Here is a 16411-nt window from a genome sequence, read left to right as displayed (position 1 = left end):
TATCAAACTTTAAAAAATAATAGCTTTTATGAATAACTCTACCATTATTGAATATTCTATAGAAAGGAAAATAGGAATAGGGGGAAACTAAATGATTACAGAAATAATCAGAGATAATTTACCAGAAGCACTAACTCCTTCTCACATTCAGCGAATATTAGGTATTGGTAGAAGACAAACTTATGAACTTATGGAGAACCCACCATTTCATGTAGTTAAAGTTGGTAGGCTGTACAAAATTTCAAAGAAATCATTTTTTAATTGGCTTGATGGTGACCAATGAGTAAATTACCTTGTTGTTTCTAAAATGACTAAGGTCGGCACTAGGATGGTATTTACTATCCGAATGAAAATAAAATAATAATTGATCCTAGGAAAATATATCAGTTACACAAAAGATTTAAATTATCTTTAATAGATTATGTTCACATATTTATTGCACGTGAACTAGGGAGATCAATGGACAGATTGTTAGAAGAAAGAAATCATAAAATAGATAAGGCATTTCAATTAATTAAAAAAGGTTTTGGTTCGGATCAATTAGTAGCATATTTAGTAGATTTAAAGAGTGAAGAAGAAACAATCGTATCAAATAAAGGAAGAGAATTCATAGATAAAGAATTATTAGAGCGATATGATGACATAAGTAAGAGATATCACCTATTGGAAACTTGGAGAATCGAGGTTAAGGCAAAATTAGAAAGACTATCTAGTTTATTTAATGGTAATTCTATTGAAAATAATATTAATAAATTACTTGATGGGGGTATTTAATCATCTCCTCTTTTTATATGCAAAAAATAGGAATGTTCGTTCTGCAATGTGTTATGAGGAGTGATTTTCATGACTATTCGTGATCGAGGTAAAATTAAATGGTTACCAGCTAGTTTCATACCAATACAATTTAAAATGATTCGGGAAATGTATATGGAAGATGTGATGCAAAATAAACCAGAAATTGATGATTTTAAATTGAAGAGAACGATATATAAATAGGAAGAAAGATGTACCACTAATATAAGAATCTATCAACTTTTGATAGACAATTTGTCTGAAAAATGGTATATTTTCCTTATCAGAAAAAGTGGACGGAATAGAGGTTTAAACCTTGATATATCAACGCTTTGATGCAAATGGGTCAAAAGCTTTCACAAAAGAAAATCAAATGATGAACGCCATGAATAAACAAACAAAATAATGGTGGACAAGCACTCATGTATGGGTGCTTTTTCTTTTTTTATTAAACTAAAAATCTTCCTTATTTTTTTAATATTTGATAAACTATTTAAGTTACCTAATTTGCTGCTTGGAAAATATTTGATATTAATTTATCAACCAGTTCATACGTATGAAGTTTTGGATTATTGAATATCGGATTCTATCGACTATCATGGAGGACATGAGTATGAAGGTGTTTTTAGATTTAATGTGGTTTTTTAAACAGGAGAAGAAAGCGTATTTGACGGGAATTATCATCCTGTTATTTGTGGCATTTCTACAGTTAATTCCACCAAAAGTGATTGGAGTTTTTGTTGACCATATTAAGAATGATACTTTAACAGCTAAGATTATGCTTATCTGGATTGGGGTATTAATCGCTGCGGCTGCAATCATGTACGTCCTACGTTATTATTGGCGAATAATGATTTTTGGCTCTGCAGTAAAATTGTCAAGGCAATTAAGAAATAAGCTTTATCAGCATTTTACAAATATGTCCCAATCCTTCTATCAAAAAAAGCGTGTAGGCGATTTGATGGCGCATGCAACTAATGACTTACAGGCAATTCAGCAAACAGCTGGTTCTGGTGTCTTAACTTTAGTAGATTCATTAGCAACTGGTGGTTTCGTAATCATCGCTATGGCCACAACAATAAGCTGGAAGCTGACCTTAATTGCCTTAATCCCTATGCCGCTTATGGCCATTCTAACAAGCTGGTATGGGACAATGCTACATAAGAAATTCCATAAAGCACAAGAGGCATTCTCTTCTCTTAATGATAAAACCCAGGAAAGTGTGACGGGTATTAAAGTAATTAAGACATTCGGTCAAGAAAAGGAGGATATTGAAGATTTTCGCAAACAATCGGAAGACGTGGTTCAGAAGAATATATCAGTGGCAAGAATCGATTCATTATTTGATCCAACGATTTCCCTTATTGTTGGTATTTCTTATTTCCTCTCAATTGCATTTGGCGCAAAATATGTGCTAAACGAAGAATTAACGATTGGTCAGCTTGTTTCCTTTACAACCTATCTAGGGCTTCTCATTTGGCCGATGCTTGCATTTGGATGGCTATTTAATATTGTTGAGAGAGGTCGTGCATCGAACGATCGTGTAACAGCGCTTCTTGCAGAAAAAGCGGACATTATCGATGAAGAAAACTCAGTGGAGATTGTTCCAAGCGGAGATATTGAATTTAATGTATCAGAGTTTTCCTCCCCTGATGAAAACGTGCCTCTTCTAAGGGATATTTACTTTACCTTAAAAAGAGGAGAGACGCTAGGCGTTGTGGGGAAGACGGGTTCAGGTAAAACAACATTATTAAAACTGCTTATTCGTGAGTTTGAAGGATATAATGGGACAATTCAATTTGCTGGTCATCCGCTATTCCAATATCGGTTAGAGAAACTAAGAGAAGCAATTGGGTATGTTCCACAGGACCATTTCTTATTTTCCTCATCCGTTGCTGAAAATATAGCTTTTACGAATCCAGATGCAGAGATTGATGAAATATACGAAGCTGCAAGAACAGCAAATATTCATGAGGATATTCTTCAATTTAGTGATGGCTATGATACGGTAGTAGGAGAAAGAGGCGTTTCCCTATCTGGCGGACAAAAGCAAAGAATATCTATTGCTAGGGCATTGATTATGAACCCAGAAGTATTAATATTGGATGACTCCTTATCAGCAGTCGATGCAAAAACAGAAGAGGAGATTCTGAATTCATTAAAGCAGAATAGGGAAGGCAAAACGACTATTATTACTGCACATCGATTAAGTGCAATCCAGCATGCAAATCTGATCCTTGTACTTGATGAGGGGGAAATAGTTCAAAGAGGTACACATGAGAAATTAATGCTGGAGAATGGATGGTATAAAGATATGTACCTGCATCAGCAGCTAGAAGAACTTGTGGAGCATGGAGGATAATCAAATGGAAAAGACGACCGTAATAAAGGGAAAAGAACAGCGGCAAGTTCTTTTTCGCCTTCTTTCCTATACAAAGCCGCATTTGAAAACAATTATACTCGCATTTGTTTTGCTCCTTGTTACAACAGTTGGTGACATATTGGGGCCGATATTAATCAAAATTTTTATTGATGATTATTTATCTCCTCGTAATCTTGTATTTGAACCTATATTTGCTTTAGGGGCTGCATTTATTGGCATACAGATTCTGAATGTACTTGTTTCCTATTTTCAATTGCTCAAGTTTCAGGAGATTGCTTTAAAAATAATCCAACAGCTTCGTGTAGATGTATTTTCGAAGGTTCAGGCTCTTGGGTTAAAATATTTTGATAAGACACCAGCTGGAAGTATTGTATCTCGTGTTACGAATGATACGGAAGCAATAAAAGACATGTTTGTGAGTGTGTTAGTTACTTTTATTCAAGGAGCTTTTTTAATTATTGGGATATTTATTGCGATGTTTATCTTAAATGTTAAACTAGCCCTTTTTTGCTTAGTGATCTTGCCGCTCCTATTACTCATTATGAGAGCCTATCGAAAATATAGTTCGATATTTTATCAGGATTTAAGGGAAAGGCTAAGTCAGCTAAATGCGAAGCTAAGTGAATCTTTGCAAGGGATGGCGATTATTCAAGTGTTTCGCCAAGAAAAAAGATTGCGTAAGGAATTTGCTGATATTAATGATCAGCATTATCAGGCAGGAATGCGGAATATAAAAATTGATGGCTTATTATTAAGACCGGCGATTGATTTAGTCTATGTTTTTGCCATTATCCTTATCTTAAGTTTTTTTGGGATTACATCGTTTAATAGTCCAATTGAAATTGGTGTATTATACGCTTTTATTAGCTATTTGGACCGATTCTTTGAGCCTGTTAATAATATGATGCAGCGACTTTCCATGTACCAGCAGGCAATTGTAGCAGCATCTAGAGTGTTTAAGGTAATGGATGAAACGGAGCTTGCTCCAGCACAGGAACTAAATGAAAATAGAAGCATTTCAGCAGGGGAAATAGAATTTCGCAATGTCAGCTTTTCTTACGATCATAAAAGGGATGTCCTGAAAAATATCTCTTTTACTGCTAAACCAGGGGAAACCGTCGCACTTGTTGGTCACACAGGGAGCGGAAAAAGCTCTATTATTAATTTAATGATGCGCTTTTATGAATTTGAAAGAGGAGAGATTCTAATTGATGGGCAATCCATTAAATCGTATGCCAAGGATGAATTAAGAATAAAGATGGGTTTGGTCTTACAAGATCCCTTCATATTCTTTGGTACGATTAAGGATAATATTCGCCTTCACAATCAAAATATGACAGATAAAGAAATTGAAGCTGCAGCACAGTTCGTTCAGTCACATTTATTTATCGAGAAACTAGTAGATGGCTATGATCATCAAGTAGTTGAAAGGGGGTCCACTTTTTCAAGTGGTCAAAGACAGCTATTAGCATTTGCACGGACAATTGCGGCTAATCCGAAAATCCTTGTTCTTGATGAGGCAACTGCTAATATCGATACAGAGACAGAAGAAGCGATCCAATTAGCGTTAGCTAAAATGAGAAAAGGACGGACAACAATTGCGATCGCCCACCGGCTATCAACAATACAGGATGCGGAACTCATTCTTGTCCTTCATCAAGGAGAAATTGTAGAAAGAGGCAATCACCAAGAACTCTTGGCAAAGCGCGGGTTATACCATAAAATGTACCTGCTGCAAAATGGGTTGGAAGATCGAGTGGAGGATGTAGTTGGATGATAAGGTAGAGTGTATTTAAGGGAAAGTAAAAAAGAAACCAGCAAGGTTATATGACCGTTGCTGGTTTTTCTAATGTGTAGAAACTTTTTTTTTGAAAATATTATTATATTCATTTAATAATTTATCCAGTTCTTGGCTATTTCTAATAGCTAGTGAGGAGGTAAATCCATTTTTCATAGCTACTTGAATGAGTTCCTGCCTCTTTTGTTCAATTAATGTAATTAAATCTTGTTTTGACACAGCCAATTTCCTTTCAAGTCTTTTTAACATAAATGATCTTACATTGAGGTTTCCAGAAAAAACCATGTAAAAACATGAAAGATTCTAACAAAAATTGTTAGTATTTACTATAGTATAGCGAATTATGGGAAATAATTCAAAAGAAACTTCTTCGATATCTACAATTTTTTACAAGTTTATTTTCTCTTATATTTTTGACAGACACAAATTGTTCAAATCTAAACATTATCTTTTCATAACCATATTTGTTAGAATGAGTGGAGACTTAGTATAAACAGGAGAGGTTAAAGATGACAGATTTAAATGTATTTTTAGCATTAGCAGCTGGCTTTTTAAGTTTTATTTCTCCTTGCTGTTTACCATTATACCCAGCCTTCTTATCTTATATAACTGGAATGTCTGTTGGTGAGCTGAAAGAGGAAAATGGGATGCTTCAAAGGCGTAGCATGTTACATACGTTATTTTTCTTGATAGGATTTTCTCTGATTTTTATTGCACTAGGTTTTGGAACCTCCTTTTTGGGGAGTTTTTTTGCAGATTATAAAGATTTAATTCGTCAAATTGGAGCAATTTTTATCTTTTTCTTTGGCTTACTTATCGTTGGGTTTATTAAACCGGAATTTTTACTGAAAGAAAGAAGGTTTGAATTTAAAAACCGACCATCTGGACTCATTGGTTCATCTTTGATTGGTATGGCTTTTGCAGCTGGCTGGACCCCTTGTACAGGACCGATTTTGGGAGCGGTTATTTCACTTGCAGCATCCAATCCAAATTCGGCGATGTTTTACATGGTAGCATATATCCTTGGCTTTGCTATCCCATTCTTTATCCTTTCCTTCTTTATTGGCAAGATGAAATGGATTCGAAAGTATAGTGGGACGATTATGAAGATTGGCGGATATATAATGATGGTAATGGGGATTGTGTTATTTTTTGACTGGATGACTAAGATTATCGCGATTCTAACACCAATTTTTGGTGGATTTACGGGCTTTTGATTTAAAGTTGACGAAATTTGTCGTATGATAAGAATGGTGTTTATGCGAAATATTCGATATATTTAAATATGTGTTCTTTTTTATCATTTATTTAATTTTAACTTCTTTTTAATAGTTTTCTATGGGTCAATCAGATATAATTGATAGGACTTCCGTTGTATTGATCAAGGAGGAAACAGCTATGGCAAGGATACTGATTATTGATGACGCAAAATTTATGAGAATTACCTTATCGAATATTCTTAAAAAAGCTAATCATGAAATTGTCGGTGAAGGAGAGACCGGATTAGACGCAATTCGTCTATATAGTGAGCTAAATCCCGATTTAGTTACAATGGATATAACGATGCCTGAAATGAGCGGACTAGAGGCAGTGAAAGAAATTAAGAGAGAATATCCGCAAGCGAAAGTTATTATGTGTTCGGCAATGGGACAACAAAAAATGGTTGTAGAAGCGATTGAGGCAGGCGCAAAGGACTTTATCGTTAAGCCTTTTGATGAAGGTAGAGTAATGGATGCTGTAAATAGAGTATTAAGTTAATGATAAGCTGACTCAAGGTTTATAAGTCTAACTTATAAATGACCTGATTGAGTTAGCTTTTTATGTTGAAGTTCCCCATTTAGTTTAAATAGGATATAATGTATGATGAAAATAAAGGATGAAGGATGAAAGATAATGAACTATGTTGTTATTACATCGATTGGAGCTATCTGCATGGCTGTCTTCGCCATGTTCATCCGAATGAAAGCAGCGAAAAAACCAGCAACTGCAAAAAAGATAATCTTGCCGCCAATCTTTATGAGCACAGGTGCGCTTATGTTCGTTTTTCCGTACTTTCGTGTAACACTATTAGAAATCGCGGAGGCAGTAATTGTAGGATTCCTGTTTTCAATTTTATTAATAAAAACATCTAAATTTGAAATTAGAGATAAGAATATATATTTAAAGCGCTCAAAAGCATTTCTATATATTTTAATTGGCTTACTAGTCGTTCGTATGGCTGGGAAATTAATATTAAGCTCGACGATTGACTATGGTCAGTTAAGCGGCATGTTCTGGATCCTTGCATTTGGAATGATTGTTCCATGGCGAATTGCGATGTATATAAACTTTAAAAAACTTCAGCAGGAACTTTATGGTTCTATAAAATAAAACGAAAGCCAACGATATTTATGTCGTTGGCTTTTTACATAGATAAATAGATACCACTTTAATGATCAGAAGTGGTTAAAATAAATGTTCATATGGTGTCAAATTAATTTGATTTTCTGTTAATTTTTTTCTCAAAAATTTATGATCTCTTTTAGGTGTAGCTAAAATATACCCGCGAATGACCAAATCTTGATCGATAGTTCCTGCTTGTTCCTTCAAGGCAAGCTCTCCGATTTTCCCTGCAATCTTATGACGAGCTACATCTCTAAATAATTCTGGAACCGGACTGACTAAATCTTCTAGTAAATTCTTTTCTTTTTGTCCCCATAAATGCTTAGTATTACTAACATAATGCTCTTCCCAATCCATATCTGACTTGCCGTCCTGTTTCGGCATTTTCTTCAAAAACTTGCGAAACATAAAGAAACCGCCAATGGCCATAGAACCAGCAAATATGACAATCCAAAAAAGAATAAACCATAAGAACCAACCTTCAAGCTGCATTTTCTCACCTACAAATAAATATTAATGCCTTTATTATAAACGGTTGACTAAATATAGACAAGATAATCAAATTCAGAGAAACTTTAGTAGGTTTCCCTTGATTGATTTATATTAAAATAATATAATTATATATGGCTAATATGGGGTCGAATGGGGTACTGGTGTCCTCCGTAGTCTTCAAAACTATCTGTGACCAGCGTGCCTGGTCAGCTGGGTTCGATTCCCAGACGGTCCCGCCATATTATCCTAAACAACCCGATTGAACTTGTTTAATACTAGATATATCAACGTTTATGACTCTTTTGGATTTTCGCAGAATCCTAAAGAATTCGATAGATTTTGAAATACTTTTGCATTTATTTTGCACGATAAACTTCTTCCATTGTCACGTCTACTAGGCGTGACTCTTTTTGTTCCATCTCGTCTAATATATGGCTATAAGTTTGTAAAGTAGTAACGATATCATTATGACCAAGTGACGAGAAATATATCTAACGTTAATACCCTGATAAAGTAACATTGATGCATGTGTGTGTCGTAATCCGTGGCAAGTTATTTCTTTTATACCTACCTTATGACAGAGGGATTTAAGTGTTTTGTTTACAGCATTATTTGTAACAAGTTCAAACTTTGAGTTTATAAAGCATAAGTTCTTTTTATTTCTTAATCCTGTTTTTGCAGCTAACACTTTTTGCTCATGTTTTAAAATGCTAAGTAAATCTCTGGTCTCTTTATCTATTGTGATGGTACGTTTCGATGAATAATTTTTGGTATCACTAAAATCATTTTTGTATTTAGCATCCCAAGTTTTATTGATCGTGACAGTTTGATTAACTAAATCAACGCATTCCCAGGTTAAACCTAGAATTTCTGAGAAGCGTGTTCCAGTTGCAATAGCAAATAGGATGATATAACGAGAGATGTATCTTACTGTTTCCGTAGCATAATTTGGGGCGATTTCATTAATGAATTTTTGGTGCATATTTCGATTTAAATCTTTCATCATTACCCCAGGAAAATGCAATTCTACAAGTTTTACAGAGCGTTCAATATCACTTTCGTGTTTTGGGCTGTACTTGCCTTTTTTATATATCCCAAACGGGTATCGGTCCTAAGATGATGGAGAAAATAGTGAATCATTTTGGTAGGGAATATTTCAAGGAGGTTGGAAAGTGAATTTTCCAGCAGATATAAATCATGTCCTCAATGATGTTGGTTTAGAAAGAATTAGACAAAACAAAATGGGGCAGACAAAGGCACTCAGATGGAGATTGGTTAAAGATTTTAGGTGAAGAGTTCGGAGAAGTTTGTCAGGCAATGCAAAGGGAAGATTGATAAATTCTATCCATATTCAGGCACGAACGTAACATTAACAATGCAACCTTCTCAAATGACAATAGAGGAATTTTATAAAAACGACCATGAAGGAATTGAGTATTCTGTGGACGGCAATGGGAATGTCTCAGTTCCAGATGGTCAATTATCTATCGAGGATGAAACTGAAGCATGACCAAAAGTAATGGTAGTCAAATAATGGCTAATAAGAAAAAACAAAAACGTCGGTTGGGCAAATCTCTTGCCCGCCGTCGTAAAGAAATCCGTAAACATAATTGGCGAAAGTTATTTGTAAAGTCCGGTATTTTGAAAGATTAGGAGGTTCTCACTTTGGAATATCTCACTGATCAGGATTTTGAAACTGCAGAGAAAAACGGAATCAGTAAGGAAAATGCATATCAAAGATTCTATAGGTATGGATGGAGTAAACGAAGAACAATTAACACACCTGTAAAAGTATATACAAATCCCTGGCAGAAATGGAAAGCCATTGCGGAATCAAACGGAATATCAGAAAGACTATTCAGAAGAAGTGTAGCAACTAAATGGGAACCTGAACATGCCGCAATGGAACCAATACGAATTCGTTCAAAAGAAGCAACCCAATGAACGCACAGCACTTTAAAGAATTGATTAATACAGTTTGTAAGACTGTTAATCTTCCCAAATATAAGATTGTGGATCTCATTGGTGTTGACCATGTAACGGTGAATAAATGGGAACGTGAAGGGCTTCCAGTACGGATAAAACCATATGTAATGTCTGTTTTAAGAAAAGTCATATTTGAGAAATAGTTTTTGTATTGTGTTTAGTAGATTATTTTGGAATATGAAGCGCTAAAAACTTAGCGCTCCAACTTTATTAAGGACTACAAGGATGAGGTAATGGATTATTCCATACAGTACAACCGGATGCGGAAGCAGCAGATGGTGTAGAAGTAGCAGCAGTAATAACAAAACCACAAGCAATTACTATATAAAGTAGTTTCTTTTTCATAGTTTCACCCCTTTCCATATACAAACCTATTATAGCGAATATTGGTAGTTATATAAGGGGTAAAATTCGTAAAAATCAGACAATTAAATATATAAATCGACACTGTAGTTAGGAGGAATGAACGTGCGTGAGATTAAGTTTCGAGAGAAACCAATTGAAGATTACGGTGATATTAAATGGTTTGTTGGCAGTTTGATTTTAAGTTATGAAGATGAATTGGCTTACATTGAAGAAGATGGCCAAGGCACTGTTCCTGTTGAATGGGAATCAGTCGGACAATACACATGCCTAAAAGACAAGAACGGCAAGGAGATTTATGAGGGGGATATTTGCAGAGTTAATTATAAAAGAGAACAACATTATCTAGGTGGTTATTATCACGAAGAGAAAACAGGGTTTATTGAATATAAGTATGGGATGTTTGATCTATATCATTCTGGTGTATGCCTAGCAATTGTTGCACAAGAATATATGACAGATATAGAAGTTGAATGGGAAGTCATCGGCAACATTTACGAAAATCCAGAGTTAATCAACTCTTGAATTATTATGTTTCCTAAAAATAACTAAAAAGATCCATCAATTATTTTATGATGGATCTGCATACAGGACAGTTAATCTCATTAGATCGTTTAAATTTTATATTTTTAAGATCATTTCGGGTGAATGTAGGAAATGGGTTGTATTTTATTCCACACTCTGAGTGGTGTTTGTCTTTTACAGCATGTCTTACTTTAGTATTGTTACAAAAAAAAGTTGGATAAAATATCATTTTTCTCCCTCTTAGTAAAAATTAGGCAAATTAGAAAGAGATCAATATCAGATAGAAATACAAGAAAGATTCTTGGCAACCCGGCTACCATGACAATAAATGTTTTAGGCCCGTAGCTTTGCGTCTTTTACTTTCGTAAAATTTGCCCTTAATAAAGTTAACATATCTTTTTAAAAAAGGGTGTGATATGGTGTCATATTTATAAAAAATTTACATTTAGTGAAATGTTTAGGTATGGAAACCTATGGATTATTAAGTTTACTAGCGAGGTGAAAGGATTGTGCTGGGTTGAAGTTAGTAAAGGAGATCCAAGAGCTGTTGAATTAGCTGATCGGCATTATACAAGACAGAAGCCAGGCACTAATAAGTTTTGCCGGCCAGGTAAAAATTTGGTCCTATTATCAAAGGATGAAAAAGCATTATGGTTACATGGAAAGGGATTCGTGATGATAGTTTAGATGCATGGGAATGTACACTGTATAGAAATGAAGGGGATTTTCTTTCTTCACATCTAATTGTCCTAGCTTTAGGTGTTACTGCAGCCAGATGGGGCGAACCTCCAAAGGATGGAGTTATCACCTATGTAGGGAAGCATCTAAAAGGCGGAACTTTTCACGCAGCAGGATTTAAGAAAATTTGTTTAAGCAGAAAAAGAGGCCTTCCATTGCTCCAGTTATCCAGAGAAAGAATACCTCCACCATTACAGCCTGCTGATGTAAGTCTTTTTGAACATGAGATGTTGATTTGATTAAGATCTGTTATGTATTAACTTTGCAGCGCCTTCTTTACCACCATACCATTTGTCAATAATACTCTGCGTATCTTTAGTGTATAGGTCATGTACAAATTGACCTTCTAAATTTTCCTCAGAAGGCAATATGTAGTCTTGCATAGTGGATTTAATCCATTTGTGGTTAGCCTGGTGTGAGGTAAGAGGTGCTGCAAGTAATTGCTGACCTAACTTCTTTTCATCTAGTTCTAAGATTTTCATAATGAATCACCCTTTTCTATTAGTTCAAGATTATTATAGCAAACTACTAAAATTTACTAAACACAAGAGTAATTATGTAAATACAGAAGCAGACACTAGCTAGTGTCTGCTAAGAGGTGCACCTCAGGATGTGAATCAATCAATATATTGTATTCAATCCTACTAAAATTGTACAAGTTAAATTAAAAATGTGCTTTTTCACTAAATACATTTACAGGGCAAGCATGTGTAAAGGTTGATTAGATTTTGGGAGTCTTGCCCTGTAGAGCTTAAATATAGTGGATTAGATAATAGCTCATTATTTTAAAAAACCCAAAAACAAAAAATAAACACTGTTCAAAGAACTCATATGAAAAGTATTATGTGATGGGAGATTTGTCTTGCGTGGTGAAAATCCACATATCTTTAATGTTGTGTTATTTCTAAAAGTAGAAAATTATTTCCCTCACAATCTTGTCGTATCAATAGGTACAATATCTAGTCCATCTACCCGTTTATGTATAATAGGGTTTTTAAAAGGGTCATAAATCTTATTGTCAGTCGAAAAACGAGCACGTACATCAACACCTAAAATACTTTTAATATTTTTGTTAAAAGACAATTATTTCATCTCCTTGAAATATTATCAAATTTATTATTTGTTCAAAGTTACAAAAAAATTCAGGAACTGTTAGTAATTTTTATTTGAATCTTTATTAGTTAACTTAATTGCCTTTTCAAAAATTTAATAAGAATTGCTATTTGCATTTGGACTGGAATCTGAAAATTAGTTCATCCAGTATCTGACTAAATTTTATAGTCATAGGATCTGTCAAACCTTTCTTTAAACCAGTTTTTATTAGGGTATTTCTATAAAGATGAATCTCTTTCATAAGTTCACGACAGGAACGACACATTATTCTCCTCCTTAAAAGTTAAAAGTAATTAGACAATTATTTCAGAAAAAGGATAATAATTGAACTACTTCGACAATAAAAGAATATTACCGACAAAATATGTGTTTTCGAAAAACTAAAGAGTAATTTATTTATTTAGGAGGAAATAGCAAGTGGCAAATTTAGAAGGAATGAATATGAAGTTTACTATTATTAAAAATGAAGATATAGAAAAGTTGCCAGAACCGCAAAGAGCGAATTTACGCGAAGTACACGAAATAATCTTGAAAAATAGATTAGTCGTAGGTAAGCGCGGAGAACCAAAGTATCTTGTTAATAACACTGATGAACCTTATGTAGATCAAAATGGTCACTGGGGTTAATTAACTGGATAAGCAAAGTGTTGTGCGCCCATAAGGGCAGATAAGAATTCGCTGTGTGGCAACAGCGTAGGTTAAAATTCACAATCTATACCTATCATCAATCATCTTATCCGAAAGGGAAACCAGACGGGGAGTGTAGCATGGTGAATAATGCCATAAGTTGGCGAGATTCTACGTCACGACTGAATGGCTAGATGAAATATGTAAATAAGGAAGAAAGCTATACTGCTTGAATGATAGTCTAAGGACGATGATGCTTGCGCATGAAGAATGGAATCTGAAACTTCATGAGAATATGGGGGAGGTGTTGGAACACTGCACCAAACCAAGTGAATCATATTCTTCCATCTACCATCAGTAGAAACAGACGAAAGTCACTTCCGACATTACAATAAGCTATGTTTTTATCTGTCTAAATGGGGATTACCTAAGTTGGAAAGCCTTTTGAGGCTATGATAGTTGTATCTGAATATCCAATAGGGTAACGGAGTTTCCGTAGTAGTCTGAGATAGGGAAAGCCTATTACATGGCGAAGGGAAACAGTTTGTCGAGTTTGATACGAAAATGGGTCAATGCGGGAGGCATTATGAGAAATCCGATATTAGTGTTAAACACTCTATCTTCCAAAGCGAAAATAAAAGGATATCAATTTGAACGCTTGTATAGGAATCTATACAATCCTGAATTTTTTCTCAAAGCTTATGGGAAAATATATGCCAAAACAGGGAATATGACTGCTGGTTCTGATGGAAAGACAGTTGATGGTATGAGCATTGAAAGAATTGAACGTATTATCGAGAGCCTAAGAAATCAAACCTATAGTCCAGTGCCTGCAAAACGTGTGTATATTCCCAAGAGTAACGGAGGAAAAAGACCTCTAGGAATTCCGTCTTTTGAAGATAAGCTTGTTCAAGAGGTAGTTAGAAACTTATTGGAAGAGATATATGAACCTGCTTTTTCACCCAATTCACATGGATTTAGACCAAGAAGAAGCTGTCACACAGCACTTCTACAATGTAAAAATACTTTAACACATACAAAGTGGTTTGTAGAAGGTGACATCAAAGGATTCTTTGATAATATTGACCACCATATTTTAATAAACATTCTTCGCAAAAGAATAAAGGACGAAAAGTTTATTAATCTAATATGGAAGTTCTTAAAAGCTGGCTATCTTGAGGATTGGAAATTTCACCAAACATACAGTGGAACCCCACAAGGTGGGATAATCAGCCCAATATTATCTAATATCTATTTAAACGAATTGGACATTTATATCGAGGAATATAAAGCTTCCTTCGATAAAGGAACCAAAAGAGCAGCTAATAAGGAGTACATGAAAATAAGCAAAAAAATACATGAACTCAAGAAAACACTTCACAACGAATGGCAAAATCTTACGGAAGAAAATAGGTTTAATTACAAACAGGAAATCAAAAACCTGTACAACTTACGAGGTACTATGCGGAGAACGGTTCAGAATGACCCTAATTTCCGAAGAATACAGTACGTAAGATATGCCGATGATTTCCTTATAGGAATTATAGGAAGTAAACAGGACGCCGAAAAGGTTAAGGAAGACCTAACAAGATATCTAAAGGAAAAGCTTAACTTAGAGCTATCACAAGAGAAAACCCTAATTACCCATAACAAGAAGAAAGCACGTTTCTTAGGATATGACATCATGATTTCGCAGGATGAATCCCTCAAAGGAGGTACTTTCAAGGGACAGAAAATTACTCGCAAATCTGCAAAAGGTAAATGCTATCTCAGTCTACCTAGAGAGAAATGGATTAACAAATTATTATCTCTAGGTGCGCTTAGAGTGTCCTTCGGACATATCTGGAAGCCAATACACCGTACCTACTTAAGTAATCTTGAAGATATTGAAATAATCAGTACGTACAACAGCGAAATTGAAGGACTATATAATTATTACAGAATGGCTTTCAATGTTAGCAATCTTCATAGCTATTATTATGTAATGAAATTTAGCTTTCTTAGAACAATGGCTCAGAAATATAAGTCATCGGTAGGTAAAATGGCTAGTAAATACAGAGTTCATAAGGATTTGGGTGTAAAATTTGAAACCAAACAGGGTGTTAAAATCCGACTATTTTATAGCAAAGGTTTTAAATACAACCTATCCGTTTTAAGAGAAGAAGGAATGGATTTTAGAGAGCAAACAGCTATGTACGGTGGAAGGACTAGCTTAGTAGAGCGCCTACTTGCGAATAAATGTGAATGGTGCGGAGCTGAGAACGTACCCATCGAAGTTCACCATGTGAGGAAAATAAAAGACCTTAAAGGCAAAAAGTTATGGGAGCAAAATATGATAGCGAGAAGAAGAAAAACCATGACACTGTGTAAAGAGTGCCATGTAGACTTACACGCTGGAAGACTAGATTGACAAATGGAGAGCCGTATACATCGAGAGGTGTACGTACGGTTCGGAGGAGAGCGTTTGGAAACCTATCATAGCAATATGACAAGGCGCTGGGCGCTTATCCTACTAATAGTATTTTGACCGATTATGTGCAGTAAACAATGAAGAAAAAACCACTCATAGTATTTACATATGAGTGGAACAAATTTAACTAGTCAGCTATCTAATAGGAATTAACAACGCTATTCATTTGGATTTATAATAGCTAACACTTGATGATCTTCCCAAATGCCGTTAATTTTAACATTTTTTATTGCTATTCCTTCTTTATGAAAACCAGCTTTTTCTAAAACTCTTATTGATCCGATGTTATGTGGCATTACTCCAGCTTCTATTCTATGTAAGTTAAGGGTTTCAAAAGCATAATTGACGATTAACTTAGCTGCTTCTGTGGTAAAACCGTTGCCGTTATGTTCTTGATCTAAGTCATATCCAATGAAAGCCCTTTGTTGAGGTCCACGCATAACTTGGAATAAGCTGATAGTGCCAATGAGTTTATGATCATTTACTTTATAGATGCCAAAATAGTATTCAATATCTTTTTGTTTGTTTTGTTCCCATTTTACTATTAATTCTTGCTGTGCTTCTAAAGACCAGTAAGTAGTAGGACGAGTCATTGAATATTTCTCAAGAAATGAGCGATTTTTATTTCGCAAAAGTAGTAATTCGTCAGCATCCGAGAGAATAAAAGGTCTAAGATAAATATTTTCACTTTTAAGCATCTAATCTTCCTTTCACTATTTAATACATTACATTATATCAGAAA

The 16411-nt window shown here is 34.7% G+C and carries 23 protein-coding genes, 1 tRNA gene, 1 pseudogene and 1 riboswitch; of the genes and pseudogenes, 17 read left to right on the top strand and 8 right to left on the bottom strand.

The annotated features are described in order from the left end of the window. Positions 1-91: 91 nt before the first annotated feature. From FI644_RS23955 to FI644_RS23940, 5 genes are all read left to right on the top strand, one after another. The gene (locus FI644_RS23955; RefSeq protein WP_053475786.1) at positions 92-283 is read left to right on the top strand and encodes a helix-turn-helix domain-containing protein; all 192 of its coding nucleotides are present in this window, start codon (positions 92-94) and stop codon (positions 281-283) included. A gap of 176 nt (positions 284-459) precedes the next feature. Continuing rightward, positions 460-774 (top strand): hypothetical protein, encoded by a 315-nt coding sequence (locus tag FI644_RS23950; protein ID WP_053475787.1) that lies wholly within the window; start codon positions 460-462, stop codon positions 772-774. A gap of 69 nt (positions 775-843) precedes the next feature. After that, on the top strand, positions 844-996 hold the full coding sequence (locus FI644_RS26570) for a hypothetical protein (protein WP_181758148.1): 153 nt from the start codon (positions 844-846) through the stop codon (positions 994-996). A 409-nt stretch (positions 997-1405) separates the two neighbouring features. Beyond that, on the top strand, positions 1406-3154 hold the full coding sequence (locus FI644_RS23945; RefSeq protein WP_142108890.1) for an ABC transporter transmembrane domain-containing protein: 1749 nt from the start codon (positions 1406-1408) through the stop codon (positions 3152-3154). 4 nt (positions 3155-3158) lie between these two features. Then, positions 3159-4952 carry an ABC transporter ATP-binding protein gene (locus FI644_RS23940; protein WP_056684364.1) on the top strand — a complete coding sequence of 598 codons (1794 nt, stop codon included), beginning with the start codon at positions 3159-3161 and terminating at the stop codon, positions 4950-4952. 69 nt (positions 4953-5021) lie between these two features. On the opposite strand, the gene FI644_RS23935 is transcribed toward FI644_RS23940, so the two are convergent. Then, positions 5022-5192, bottom strand: a complete 171-nt coding sequence (locus FI644_RS23935; protein ID WP_053475790.1) for an aspartyl-phosphate phosphatase Spo0E family protein — start codon at positions 5190-5192, stop codon at positions 5022-5024. A gap of 290 nt (positions 5193-5482) precedes the next feature. Between FI644_RS23935 and FI644_RS23930 the strand changes: the two genes are divergently transcribed. The 3 genes from FI644_RS23930 (at position 5483) to FI644_RS23920 (ending at position 7343) form a co-directional block, all read left to right on the top strand. After that, entirely contained in the window at positions 5483-6190 is a 708-nt protein-coding gene (locus FI644_RS23930; protein ID WP_056684367.1) for a cytochrome c biogenesis CcdA family protein, read from the top strand. Between the two features lie 181 nt (positions 6191-6371). After that, positions 6372-6731, top strand: a complete 360-nt coding sequence (locus tag FI644_RS23925; RefSeq protein WP_053475792.1) for a response regulator — start codon at positions 6372-6374, stop codon at positions 6729-6731. A 135-nt stretch (positions 6732-6866) separates the two neighbouring features. Continuing rightward, positions 6867-7343, top strand: a complete 477-nt coding sequence (locus FI644_RS23920; RefSeq protein WP_053475793.1) for a CcdC family protein — start codon at positions 6867-6869, stop codon at positions 7341-7343. A gap of 75 nt (positions 7344-7418) precedes the next feature. Here the strand turns inward: FI644_RS23920 and FI644_RS23915 are convergent, their stop codons facing one another. Further along, positions 7419-7847, bottom strand: a complete 429-nt coding sequence (locus FI644_RS23915) for a DUF2621 domain-containing protein (RefSeq protein ID WP_056684369.1) — start codon at positions 7845-7847, stop codon at positions 7419-7421. Between the two features lie 142 nt (positions 7848-7989). On the opposite strand from FI644_RS23915, the gene FI644_RS26565 reads away from it, so the two are divergent. After that, positions 7990-8086: transfer RNA gene (locus tag FI644_RS26565), tRNA-Sec, on the top strand. Between the two features lie 117 nt (positions 8087-8203). Here the strand turns inward: FI644_RS26565 and FI644_RS23910 are convergent. Beyond that, positions 8204-8946, bottom strand: a pseudogene (locus tag FI644_RS23910) (site-specific integrase); the annotation flags it as partial. A gap of 189 nt (positions 8947-9135) precedes the next feature. On the opposite strand from FI644_RS23910, the gene FI644_RS26560 reads away from it, so the two are divergent. Genes FI644_RS26560 through FI644_RS23900 form a run of 4 tightly spaced genes read left to right on the top strand, consistent with a single transcriptional unit; the run spans position 9136 to position 9976 of the window. After that, the gene (locus FI644_RS26560) at positions 9136-9357 is read left to right on the top strand and encodes a hypothetical protein (RefSeq protein ID WP_056684375.1); all 222 of its coding nucleotides are present in this window, start codon (positions 9136-9138) and stop codon (positions 9355-9357) included. Then, complete coding sequence (locus FI644_RS26555) at positions 9354-9500, top strand: hypothetical protein (RefSeq protein WP_156341142.1); 147 nt, start codon at positions 9354-9356, stop codon at positions 9498-9500. The genes FI644_RS26560 and FI644_RS26555 overlap by 4 nt, the downstream gene beginning before the upstream one ends. A gap of 12 nt (positions 9501-9512) precedes the next feature. Then, positions 9513-9791 (top strand): hypothetical protein, encoded by a 279-nt coding sequence (locus tag FI644_RS23905; protein ID WP_056684378.1) that lies wholly within the window; start codon positions 9513-9515, stop codon positions 9789-9791. Beyond that, positions 9788-9976, top strand: coding sequence for a hypothetical protein (locus FI644_RS23900; protein WP_053475797.1), 189 nt, complete (start codon positions 9788-9790; stop codon positions 9974-9976). The genes FI644_RS23905 and FI644_RS23900 overlap by 4 nt, the downstream gene beginning before the upstream one ends. A 67-nt stretch (positions 9977-10043) precedes the next feature. Here the strand turns inward: FI644_RS23900 and FI644_RS27215 are convergent, their stop codons facing one another. Further along, the gene (locus tag FI644_RS27215; protein ID WP_256376274.1) at positions 10044-10178 is read right to left on the bottom strand and encodes a hypothetical protein; all 135 of its coding nucleotides are present in this window, start codon (positions 10176-10178) and stop codon (positions 10044-10046) included. Between the two features lie 117 nt (positions 10179-10295). Between FI644_RS27215 and FI644_RS23895 the strand changes: the two genes are divergently transcribed. Both FI644_RS23895 and FI644_RS23890 read left to right on the top strand, forming a co-directional pair. Beyond that, entirely contained in the window at positions 10296-10721 is a 426-nt protein-coding gene (locus FI644_RS23895; RefSeq protein WP_075209135.1) for a YopX family protein, read from the top strand. Positions 10722-11021: 300 nt separating this feature from the next. Further along, positions 11022-11107: riboswitch (cyclic di-GMP riboswitch) on the bottom strand. 264 nt (positions 11108-11371) lie between these two features. Beyond that, on the top strand, positions 11372-11698 hold the full coding sequence (locus tag FI644_RS23890) for a hypothetical protein (protein ID WP_231690056.1): 327 nt from the start codon (positions 11372-11374) through the stop codon (positions 11696-11698). On the opposite strand, the gene FI644_RS23885 is transcribed toward FI644_RS23890, so the two are convergent. The 3 genes from FI644_RS23885 to FI644_RS23880 all read right to left on the bottom strand — a co-directional run bounded on the left by FI644_RS23885 (position 11699) and on the right by FI644_RS23880 (position 12813). Continuing rightward, positions 11699-11941 carry a hypothetical protein gene (locus FI644_RS23885; RefSeq protein WP_053475799.1) on the bottom strand — a complete coding sequence of 81 codons (243 nt, stop codon included), beginning with the start codon at positions 11939-11941 and terminating at the stop codon, positions 11699-11701. Positions 11942-12386: 445 nt separating this feature from the next. After that, complete coding sequence (locus tag FI644_RS26550; protein ID WP_172797637.1) at positions 12387-12542, bottom strand: hypothetical protein; 156 nt, start codon at positions 12540-12542, stop codon at positions 12387-12389. Positions 12543-12678: 136 nt separating this feature from the next. Further along, entirely contained in the window at positions 12679-12813 is a 135-nt protein-coding gene (locus FI644_RS23880; RefSeq protein WP_246067097.1) for an aspartyl-phosphate phosphatase Spo0E family protein, read from the bottom strand. A 176-nt stretch (positions 12814-12989) separates the two neighbouring features. Here FI644_RS23880 and FI644_RS23875 point away from each other — a divergent pair, with 176 nt between their 5' ends. Both FI644_RS23875 and FI644_RS23870 read left to right on the top strand, forming a co-directional pair. Next, a complete protein-coding gene (locus FI644_RS23875) occupies positions 12990-13199 on the top strand; it encodes a hypothetical protein (protein ID WP_053475800.1) in 210 nt (69 codons plus the stop codon). Between the two features lie 586 nt (positions 13200-13785). Continuing rightward, positions 13786-15609, top strand: a complete 1824-nt coding sequence (locus FI644_RS23870) for a reverse transcriptase/maturase family protein (RefSeq protein WP_053477617.1) — start codon at positions 13786-13788, stop codon at positions 15607-15609. A gap of 218 nt (positions 15610-15827) precedes the next feature. Here the strand turns inward: FI644_RS23870 and FI644_RS23860 are convergent, their stop codons facing one another. After that, positions 15828-16367, bottom strand: a complete 540-nt coding sequence (locus FI644_RS23860) for a GNAT family N-acetyltransferase (protein WP_053475801.1) — start codon at positions 16365-16367, stop codon at positions 15828-15830. Positions 16368-16411 lie beyond the last annotated feature (44 nt).

This window comes from Cytobacillus solani (genome assembly GCF_006704205.1).
Taxonomy (GTDB): domain Bacteria; phylum Bacillota; class Bacilli; order Bacillales; family Cytobacillaceae; genus Cytobacillus; species Cytobacillus solani.
Note: the sequence above shows the minus strand (reverse complement) of the source record. Positions and strands in the feature narration are given on the sequence as shown.

Bases quoted from the DNA above. Each gene is read 5' to 3' on its own strand.
- FI644_RS23955 (WP_053475786.1), top strand. From the start codon at position 92: ATGATTACAGAAATAATCAGAGATAATTTACCAGAAGCACTAACTCCT.
- FI644_RS23950 (WP_053475787.1), top strand. From the start codon at position 460: ATGGACAGATTGTTAGAAGAAAGAAATCATAAAATAGATAAGGCATTT.
- FI644_RS26570 (WP_181758148.1), top strand. From the start codon at position 844: ATGACTATTCGTGATCGAGGTAAAATTAAATGGTTACCAGCTAGTTTC.
- FI644_RS23945 (WP_142108890.1), top strand. From the start codon at position 1,406: ATGAAGGTGTTTTTAGATTTAATGTGGTTTTTTAAACAGGAGAAGAAA.
- FI644_RS23940 (WP_056684364.1), top strand. From the start codon at position 3,159: ATGGAAAAGACGACCGTAATAAAGGGAAAAGAACAGCGGCAAGTTCTT.
- FI644_RS23930 (WP_056684367.1), top strand. From the start codon at position 5,483: ATGACAGATTTAAATGTATTTTTAGCATTAGCAGCTGGCTTTTTAAGT.
- FI644_RS23925 (WP_053475792.1), top strand. From the start codon at position 6,372: ATGGCAAGGATACTGATTATTGATGACGCAAAATTTATGAGAATTACC.
- FI644_RS23920 (WP_053475793.1), top strand. From the start codon at position 6,867: ATGAACTATGTTGTTATTACATCGATTGGAGCTATCTGCATGGCTGTC.
- FI644_RS23915 (WP_056684369.1), bottom strand. From the start codon at position 7,847: ATGCAGCTTGAAGGTTGGTTCTTATGGTTTATTCTTTTTTGGATTGTC.
- FI644_RS26555 (WP_156341142.1), top strand. From the start codon at position 9,354: ATGACCAAAAGTAATGGTAGTCAAATAATGGCTAATAAGAAAAAACAA.
- FI644_RS23900 (WP_053475797.1), top strand. From the start codon at position 9,788: ATGAACGCACAGCACTTTAAAGAATTGATTAATACAGTTTGTAAGACT.
- FI644_RS27215 (WP_256376274.1), bottom strand. From the start codon at position 10,178: ATGAAAAAGAAACTACTTTATATAGTAATTGCTTGTGGTTTTGTTATT.
- FI644_RS23895 (WP_075209135.1), top strand. From the start codon at position 10,296: ATGAACGTGCGTGAGATTAAGTTTCGAGAGAAACCAATTGAAGATTAC.
- FI644_RS23890 (WP_231690056.1), top strand. From the start codon at position 11,372: ATGGTTACATGGAAAGGGATTCGTGATGATAGTTTAGATGCATGGGAA.
- FI644_RS23885 (WP_053475799.1), bottom strand. From the start codon at position 11,941: ATGAAAATCTTAGAACTAGATGAAAAGAAGTTAGGTCAGCAATTACTT.
- FI644_RS23880 (WP_246067097.1), bottom strand. From the start codon at position 12,813: ATGAAAGAGATTCATCTTTATAGAAATACCCTAATAAAAACTGGTTTA.
- FI644_RS23870 (WP_053477617.1), top strand. From the start codon at position 13,786: ATGAGAAATCCGATATTAGTGTTAAACACTCTATCTTCCAAAGCGAAA.
- FI644_RS23860 (WP_053475801.1), bottom strand. From the start codon at position 16,367: ATGCTTAAAAGTGAAAATATTTATCTTAGACCTTTTATTCTCTCGGAT.